This window comes from Limosilactobacillus alvi (assembly GCF_016900115.1).
Classification (GTDB): domain Bacteria; phylum Bacillota; class Bacilli; order Lactobacillales; family Lactobacillaceae; genus Limosilactobacillus; species Limosilactobacillus alvi.
Genome location: NZ_JACJJQ010000014.1, coordinates 35,122 through 43,865 on the forward strand (window position 1 = coordinate 35,122; position 8,744 = coordinate 43,865).

The 8,744-nt window shown below is 46.4% G+C and carries 6 protein-coding genes; all 6 read left to right on the forward strand.

Features of this window, described 5'->3' with window-relative positions:
• Window positions 1–211: 211 nt before the first annotated feature.
• The 6 genes from H5993_RS04320 (at window position 212) to H5993_RS04345 (ending at window position 8,503) form a co-directional block, all read left to right on the forward strand.
• Complete coding sequence (locus H5993_RS04320; RefSeq protein WP_204776367.1) at window positions 212–1,156, forward strand: aspartate carbamoyltransferase catalytic subunit; 945 nt, start codon at window positions 212–214, stop codon at window positions 1,154–1,156.
• Entirely contained in the window at window positions 1,156–2,436 is a 1,281-nt protein-coding gene (locus H5993_RS04325) for a dihydroorotase (protein WP_204776368.1), read from the forward strand. Before H5993_RS04320 ends, H5993_RS04325 begins: the two co-directional genes overlap by 1 nt.
• Entirely contained in the window at window positions 2,402–3,526 is a 1,125-nt protein-coding gene (locus H5993_RS04330; RefSeq protein ID WP_204776372.1) for a carbamoyl phosphate synthase small subunit, read from the forward strand. Before H5993_RS04325 ends, H5993_RS04330 begins: the two co-directional genes overlap by 35 nt.
• A complete protein-coding gene (carB, locus tag H5993_RS04335) occupies window positions 3,519–6,695 on the forward strand; it encodes a carbamoyl-phosphate synthase large subunit (RefSeq protein ID WP_204776369.1) in 3,177 nt (1,058 codons plus the stop codon). The genes H5993_RS04330 and carB overlap by 8 nt, the downstream gene beginning before the upstream one ends.
• An 11-nt stretch (window positions 6,696–6,706) precedes the next feature.
• Window positions 6,707–7,624, forward strand: a complete 918-nt coding sequence (locus H5993_RS04340; RefSeq protein WP_204776370.1) for a dihydroorotate dehydrogenase — start codon at window positions 6,707–6,709, stop codon at window positions 7,622–7,624.
• A gap of 105 nt (window positions 7,625–7,729) precedes the next feature.
• On the forward strand, window positions 7,730–8,503 hold the full coding sequence (locus tag H5993_RS04345) for a (S)-acetoin forming diacetyl reductase (protein WP_204776371.1): 774 nt from the start codon (window positions 7,730–7,732) through the stop codon (window positions 8,501–8,503).
• Window positions 8,504–8,744: the final 241 nt, after the last annotated feature.

Consider the following 8,744-nt stretch of genomic DNA (forward strand, 5'->3'; position numbering starts at 1 on the left):
TGTCCTTTAAGGTAGTCCAGAGAGGCTAGCAAGGTACGTCACGTTTTAATAATAAACCGACAATCCCCGCTTACCATTTTCTGGTAGGCGGGGTTTCTTAATGGGCTTGATGAATTTCATTAACGTGCTCCAGCGAGGGCCCAATGAGTTCAGAAACGGATGATAGGGTCCTCCTGGTGATTCCCGGTTTCCGGGTAAGGAGGAAATAAGAATGCTCGTACATTTACCACACTTTGTAACGGTTGAAGACTTGACGGTTGAACAAACTCTAGCGCTCATTGAACGTGCGGAAGAATTTAAGGCAGGTACCCCCGCTCCTAAGTTAAGTCAACCAGTATACGTCACGAACATGTTCTTTGAAAATTCAACGCGGACCCATACTAGTTTTGCAATGGCCGAAAAGAAGTTGGGGTTAACTGAAATTCCATTCGATGCCAGTCATTCTTCAATCAAGAAGGGAGAAACTTTATACGATACCTGCTTGACGATGGATGCATTGGGGGTTGACCTGACGGTGATCCGGGCCAGTGAAAATGAATATTACCAAGCCTTGATTCACCCTAAGGCGGATGAACACCTTTCGATCGGGGTTGTAAATGGCGGTGATGGAAGTGGCCAACACCCATCTCAATGTATGCTTGATATTATGACGATTCATGAACACTTCGGCCACTTTAAGGGCTTGAAAGTCGCAATCGTCGGTGACATTACTAACTCCCGGGTAGCTAAGTCCAACATGGAAATTCTCAACAAGTTGGGCGCCGAAGTTTACTTCTCTGGTCCTGAATACTGGTACGACCATGCCTTTGATAAATATGGCAAGTACCTCCCAATGGATGAATTAGTAGGGATGGTTGATGTAATGATGCTCCTTCGGGTTCAACATGAACGACACGCTGGTGACGCCAACGAAGCTAGCTTCAGCGCTGCGGATTACCATGCTAAGTACGGAATCAACAAGGCCCGTTATGAAGCTTTAAAGGATGATGCCATCATCATGCACCCAGGTCCGATTAACCGGGGGGTTGAATTAGCCGGTGAATTTGTTGAAGCCCCAAAGTCGGCCTTTGTTGAGCAAATGCGCAACGGCGTCTTTATGCGGATGGCAATGTTAGAAGCTGTCCTGCGCGGGCGGAAGTTAGGGGGCTTGGAATAATGAGTGTTACCAAAATTCAAGGCGGGACCATCTTTTTAAACGGTCAACTCGTTAAAACCGACCTTTTAATTGAAAATGGTAAGATTGCCGCAATTGGGAATGAACTCTCGGCCGCTGACACGATTATCGATGCTAGCGGGAAATTGGTTACTCCCGGTTTAATTGATCTCCACGTCCATTTCCGCGATCCAGGACTTACCCAAAAAGAAACGATTGAAACTGGGACAATGGCCGCTGCTCATGGTGGTTACACGACAGTTGGGGCAATGCCAAATGTCCTACCAACACCAGATAATCCAGAACGGGTAGCCAAACAAGTCAAGGCAAACCAAACAAAAGGGAAGGTCCACGTCCTTCAATACGCCACAATTACTGAAGGGCGTCAGGGTAATCAGTTAGTTGACTTTGCTGGGGTGAAAAAAGCAGGTGCCTTTGCCGTCTCCAATGATGGCTCTGGGGTCCAAACTGCTGGAACGATGTACCAGGCCATGAAAGCCGCTAAGGCTGCTGGTTTGCCATTAGCCGCTCATGTTGAAGATAATTCTTTGCTTTTTGGTGGGGTGATTAATGCTGGTAAAAAAGCGCGTCAGCTTGGGGTTCCCGGAATTTTATCGGTCACGGAGTCAGCCCAACTAGCTAGAGATCTGATGTTGGCTCAAGCCACCCATGTTCATTATCACGTTTGCCATGTTTCCACAAAGGAAAGTGTTAACCTAATTCGGCTGGCTAAAGCCCAAGGAATTCGGGTAACAGCGGAAGTTTCTCCGCATCATCTCCTTTTGTGTGATGAAGACATTGAAGCCAATAACTCTAATTACAAAATGAATCCGCCACTGCGGGGGAGGGCTGATCAAGCTGCTTGTTTAGCTGGACTTTTGGACGGCACAATTGACATGATTGCCACTGACCATGCTCCCCATGCCGAAAGTGATAAGGGACCTGATTTAATCAAAGCTGCTAACGGGATTACCGGCCTTGAGACTGCGTTTGCCCTTCTTTATACCCACTTAGTTTTACCAGGAAAGGTTCGTTTGACCGAGCTTCTCCAATGGTTGACGGCCGGACCAGCCGATGCCTTTAATTTACAAGGCGCTGGTCACATCCAACCTGGAATGCCAGCGGATCTGGCAATTTTTGACCTTTATAAGCAATTTACTTTTAAAGATGAAGATTATCTTTCCAAGGGTCACAATACACCGTTTACTGGCTGGGATGTTCAAGGTCAAACAGTGATGACCTTAGTTGATGGTCAAGTGGTTTACCAACGTAAGGAGAACTAAATTGAAGCGGTATTTAGTATTAGAAGATGGGGCAGTTTTTGCTGGTAAAGCTTTTGGGGCAATGACAAACACCTTAGGTGAAGTTGTCTTTAGTACTGGAATGACCGGTTACCAAGAATCAATTACGGATCAGTCTTACGTTAACCAAATCCTGGTTTTCACTAACCCGTTAATTGGCAATTATGGTATCAACTTTGATGATAACGAAAGCTTGGAACCAGGCATCAAAGGAGTGATCTGTCATCACTTAGCTCGGCGGCCAAGTAATTGGCGAAATCAGCAAAGCCTTGGTGACTTCTTAACGGATCATCAAATTCCAGGGTTACAAGGCATTGATACCAGGGAGTTGGTCCGGCACTTACGGTCAGCGGGGACCTTACGGGGGATGTTAACCGATGATGTTAGTGATTTGCCAGCAATTGTTGCTCAACTAAAGGCAACTAACCCTACAAAGGGAAGTATTGCGGCTGTTTCTACTAAGTCGGTTTACCCCAACCCTGGTTATCAACGCAATATTGTTGTGGTTGACTTTGGAATTAAACAAAGTATCCTGCGGGAATTGGCTAAGCGGGATTGTAACGTTGTCGTGGTTCCATACAACACCACGGCTAAACAAATTGAAAATTTGCATCCAGATGGGATCTTACTCAGCAACGGTCCCGGAGATCCAATGGAAATGATAAGTGCTATTAAAATGATTGCAGAAGTTGAAAAGCATTATCCCGTCTTTGGAATTTGTATGGGTCACCAGCTCTTTGCCCTGGCAAATGGAGCCAAGACTTATAAGATGAAATTCGGTCACCGGGGCTTTAACCATCCCGTTCGTGATTTGGCCTCAGGTAAAACGTACTTTACTTCCCAAAATCATGGTTATGCTGTGGATGCGGCTTCAGTTAAAGAGACCCAGCTAACGGTTAGTCAAGTTGAAGTCAATGATGGAACGGTTGAAGGTTTACGTCATAAGCAATACCCAGCCTTTTCCTTACAATTCCACCCGGACGCCGCACCTGGTCCGCATGATGCAGCTAGCTTATTTGATACTTTTATCAAACTCGTTGATGACCAAAAGGAGGCCCATCACCATGCCTAAGCGGAAAGATATCCATAAGATTATGATTTTTGGTTCCGGACCGATCATTATTGGGCAAGCTGCGGAATTTGATTATTCTGGGACCCAAGCTTGTTTAGCTTTGAAAGAAGAAGGTTATGAAACGGTGTTGGTTAACTCCAACCCCGCTACGATTATGACCGACAACCAAATTGCTGATCATGTTTATATTGAACCCTTAACGGTTGACTCGGTTTCCCGAATTATTCGCCAAGAATACCCGGATGCTATTTTACCAACCATTGGGGGGCAGATCGGTCTGAACTTGGCGGTTGCTTTGGCCAAAACTGGACTTTTAGATGAACTGGGGATCCAACTTTTGGGGACCAAACTAGATTCAATTGACCAAGCCGAAGACCGAGAACGGTTTAAGGAATTAATGCAGGATCTCAATGAACCAGTGCCAGCTTCGCAAACCGTGGCAACGGTTGATGATGCCTTAGCCTATGCTGAAACAATTGGTTATCCGGTAATTGTCCGGCCAGCCTTTACCATGGGCGGAACTGGTGGAGGAATCTGCCATGATGCCGCTGAGATGGCAACAATTGCGGCTAACGGGCTTGATCTTTCGCCTGCCAACCAAGTATTGATTGAAAAGTCAATTGCCGGTTTCAAGGAAATCGAATTTGAAGTAATGCGGGATGCCGCTGATAATGCAATGGTGGTTTGTTGCATGGAGAATTTTGATCCGGTGGGTATTCATACCGGGGATTCAATTGTTTTTGCGCCGAACCAAACGATCACTGACCGGGAATTTCAAATGCTCCGGGATTGTGCTTTAAGATTAATCCGCGCATTGAAAATCGAAGGGGGTTGCAATGTGCAACTTGCCTTGGATCCAAATAGTTATCAATATTACGTTATCGAAGTAAACCCACGAGTTTCTAGGTCATCAGCCTTAGCTTCCAAGGCAACGGGGTACCCGATTGCTAAGATGGCGGCTAAAATTGCGATTGGCTTAACCCTGGATGAAGTTTTAAATCCGGTTACTGGGAAAACCACCGCTCAATTTGAACCGGCTCTAGACTATGTTGTCTGCAAGATTCCGCGGTGGCCTTTTGATAAGTTCACCAAGGCTAACCGCCACCTCGGCAGTCAGATGAAAGCGACCGGGGAAGTGATGGCGATCGGCCGGACTGCCGAAGAAGCTCTCCAAAAAGCAATTCGATCCTTAGAAATCGATGCCAAGGATCTAATCTTGCCAGCGGCCCAAGCTGCGGATCAAGCCAGCTTAGAAGAAAAATTAACCCACGCCCAAGATGATCGGCTCTTCTACTTAGCCGAAGCTTTTCGCCGTGGTTATACGATTGACCAAGTTCATGCCCTCACCAAGATTAATGATTACTTCTTAGATCTTGTGGCCCACTTAGTCGAATTAGAAAAAACGATTCAAACTCACAAGCAAGATGTCCCAACGCTTCAAGTAGCCAAAGAAAATGGTTTTAGTGACCAAACGATTGCCAAGCTGTGGGGGGTAACCGCTAATGAAGTTCGGACTTTCCGTTTAGCAAACCAAATTCACCCCGTTTACAAGATGGTTGATACTTGTGCAGCTGAATTTACATCCGCTACCCCATATTTTTACAGTACTTACGACCACGAAAATGAAAGTCACCGTTCCAAGAAACCATCAATTCTGGTAATTGGCTCGGGACCCATCCGGATTGGTCAAGGGGTTGAATTTGACTATGCGACGGTTCATAGTGTGCGGGCAATTCAAAGTCAAGGCTATGAAGCGATTGTGATGAATTCAAATCCCGAGACGGTTTCAACGGACTTTTCAGTTTCAGACAAACTTTATTTTGAAGCGCTCACCTTAGAGGATGTTTTAAATGTGTGTGACTTAGAACAACCCGTTGGGGTGATTGTCCAATTTGGAGGTCAAACCGCGATTAACCTTGCGGCTGGTCTCGCTCAACACGGGATTAAGATCTTAGGAACGACCGTCAAGGATCTCGACGCAGCGGAAGACCGAGAAGTTTTTGACCAGGTGATTAAGCAACTTGACTTAAAACAACCGGTTGGTTTAACCGCTACAACTCCGGCTGCCGTTCTAGCTGCCGCTGAAAAAATTGGTTACCCGGTTCTCGTCCGGCCAAGCTATGTGCTTGGTGGAAAAGCAATGGAAATTGTTTACAGCCAAACTGAATTGGAACAATACTTGCAAACCAATGCTCATGCAACGGTTGATCATCCAATTTTAGTGGATGCCTACTTAGAAGGGCGCGAATGTGAGGTTGACGCCATCTGTGATGGTCACCAGGTTCTCTTACCAGGGATTATGGAACACATCGAGCGAGCGGGGGTCCACTCGGGAGATTCAATGGCTGTTTATCCACCGCAAAGCTTTGATGCGGATATCAAAGCCCAAATTGTGGCGGCCACAGAAAAACTCTGTGTGGCTTTGAAATGTATTGGGATCATGAACATTCAATTCATTATTCATGATCATCAAGTCTACGTCCTGGAAGTGAATCCACGGGCTAGCCGGACAGTGCCGTTCTTAAGCAAGATTACTGGAATTGAAATGGCCCAAGCTGCTACCAAGGTCATCCTTGGGCAATCTATAGCCGACCAAGGTTTAACACCAGGTCTACATCCAGAACCCGCAATGATCCATGTTAAGGCTCCCGTCTTTAGCTTTAATAAGCTTGATGACGTTGATGCCTTTTTAGGACCTGAGATGAAGTCCACTGGGGAAGTCATGGGCAGTGACGTTACCTTTGCTAAGGCCCTCTATAAGGCTTTTGCTGGCGCTAAGATGCTCTTACCTGATAACGGGAGCGTCCTTTTGACGATCGAAGACGCTGATAAGCAACGGGTCCTTCCGCTAGCCCAACGATTTGCCCGAATCGGCTATCGGCTTTTGGCGACGAGTGGGACGGCAGAATTTTTGAAACAACATGGACTTCACGTCGAAGTGGTTGATAAGCTCCATGAAACGGGAACCAATGATATCCTAGATGCCATTAAGACCAAGGTTGATATTGTAGTTAACACAATGGGCCATGACTACCAAAAGAATTCGGATGGTTTTGTGATCCGGCAGACGGCCATTGAACACAATGTGCCATTACTAACGGCCTTAGATACGGTGGATGCCCTCTTAACGTCCTTAGAAAACCGGTCCTTTACCACCCAGGCACTATAAAGGAGAAGAAAATGGAACGATTAGCAGTTGAACTTCCGGGCTTAAAGATGCAAAATCCGTTGATGCCTGCTTCCGGAACCTTTGGCTTTGGGGATGCCTACGGGGCCGATCGGGTTGACTTTGATCAACTGGGAGCCTTTGTAATGAAGACGACGACCCCTCAAGCTCGGACTGGGAATCCGCAACCCCAAATTGCCAAACTAAGCGATGGCGTAATGAACTCGGTTGGTTTAACCAATCCCGGCGTTGACGCTGTGGTCAATGAAAAGCTACCCGCCTTTCATCAGGCCCACTCTAACCTACCAGTTTTAGCTAGTGTTGGCGGGGCGAGCTTAGCAGAATATCAAATGGTGGCCGAAAAGCTTGTTCAATCACCCTTTGTGAATGCTCTGGAGTTAAACGTTTCTTGCCCCAACGTTAGCCAAGGGGGGATGGCTTTCGGTACCGATCCAAAGTTAGTTGAAGCCGTAACCAGGACCGTTAAGGAAGTTAGTGGAACTATCCCGGTTTACGTCAAGTTGACGCCAAACGTGACTTCAATTACTGAAATCGCTAAAGCTGCGGAAGCAGGGGGTGCTGATGGCTTGAGTCTAATTAATACCGTTTTAGGTCTCCACATTGACCTTAAAACCCGTAAACCGGTTCTCGGAAACGGGATGGGGGGCTATTCCGGAACAGCCATTAAGCCACTTGCCGTTCGGATGGTTTACCAAGTTGCCCACGCCACAAAGCTCCCAATCATCGGAATGGGTGGGATTGAAACCGCCGCTGATGTCTTAGAATTTATGATGGCCGGTGCCAGTGCTGTTGCCGTCGGTGCTGGTCACTTTAAGGATTTGAACATTTGTCCCAAGTTAGCGCATGAATTACCAAACTTAATGGATGAGCTCGGCATTCAAAACCTCAGCGAATTAAAACCTATCGAATAAAGAGAATTGAATTAATCGTGTGAATACTTGACAGCGGTTAAAGAAAATTGCATAATGAATGAACAAATTATGTTAAAGGATTCACATGAAAGGTGGAAATGGATAATGTCTCAAAAAGTCGCAATGGTTACGGGTGCTGGCCAAGGAATTGGGGAAGCAATTGCTATTCGTTTAGCTAAGGATGGCTTTGCGGTTGCCTTGGTTGCTCGGCATGCCGACAAGTTGAACGAAGTTAAGGACAAGATTGAAGCTGCCGGTGGTAAGGCATTAGTCGTTACGGCGGACGTGTCCAAGCGTGATGAAGTTTTCAAAGCCGTTGACCAAACGATCGATGCTTTGGGGGACTTTAATGTCATGGTAAATAACGCGGGGGTTGCCCCAACGACGCCAATTGACACCGTTACCGAAGATGATTTGAATTACGTTTACTCCATCAACGTAAATGGAACGATTTGGGGAATTCAAGCCGCTCATGCTGCCTTCAAGAAGCTGGGCCACCCAGGTAAGATCATTAACGCCACTTCCCAAGCTGGGGTTGTTGGTAACCCGAACTTGACAGCCTACTCCAGTTCTAAGTTCGCCATCCGCGGGATTACCCAAGTTGTGGCCCGCGAATTGGCTGAAGAAGGTACGACGGTTAACGCCTTTGCTCCTGGGATCGTGAAGACCCCAATGATGTTTGACATCGCCCACCAAGTTGGCCAAAACGCTGGCAAGAGTGATGAATGGGGGATGCAAACCTTCGCTAAGGACATCGCTTTAAAGCGCCTTTCCGAACCAGAAGATGTTGCCAATGCGGTTGCCTTCTTAGCTGGTCCTGACTCCAACTACATCACTGGTCAAACTCTTGAAGTTGATGGTGGGATGCAATTCCACTAGAAAATAGTTCAAAATTAAAAGCTCCGCAGTTTTTTAGAAGTGCAATCGAAAGGTTAGTTAAAGTTAAAGATGCTAAGGCATGATTCCGGTACTCAACCGGAGTCATGCCTTTAGTTTTAGGTCTACAATATTTGGTACTGACAGGAGTAAAATCCTAGCAGTACGGCTATAATGCCCTCTAAGTATACAGATGAAATAGAAAATTCATCTTATGCTTGGAGGGTATTTTTATGTCTAGAAA

Coding starts and splice junctions, on each gene's coding strand:
- H5993_RS04340 (WP_204776370.1), top strand. CDS start 6,707: ATGGAACGATTAGCAGTTGAACTTCCGGGCTTAAAGATGCAAAATCCG.
- H5993_RS04345 (WP_204776371.1), top strand. CDS start 7,730: ATGTCTCAAAAAGTCGCAATGGTTACGGGTGCTGGCCAAGGAATTGGG.
- H5993_RS04330 (WP_204776372.1), top strand. CDS start 2,402: ATGGTCAAGTGGTTTACCAACGTAAGGAGAACTAAATTGAAGCGGTAT.
- carB (WP_204776369.1), top strand. CDS start 3,519: ATGCCTAAGCGGAAAGATATCCATAAGATTATGATTTTTGGTTCCGGA.
- H5993_RS04320 (WP_204776367.1), top strand. CDS start 212: ATGCTCGTACATTTACCACACTTTGTAACGGTTGAAGACTTGACGGTT.
- H5993_RS04325 (WP_204776368.1), top strand. CDS start 1,156: ATGAGTGTTACCAAAATTCAAGGCGGGACCATCTTTTTAAACGGTCAA.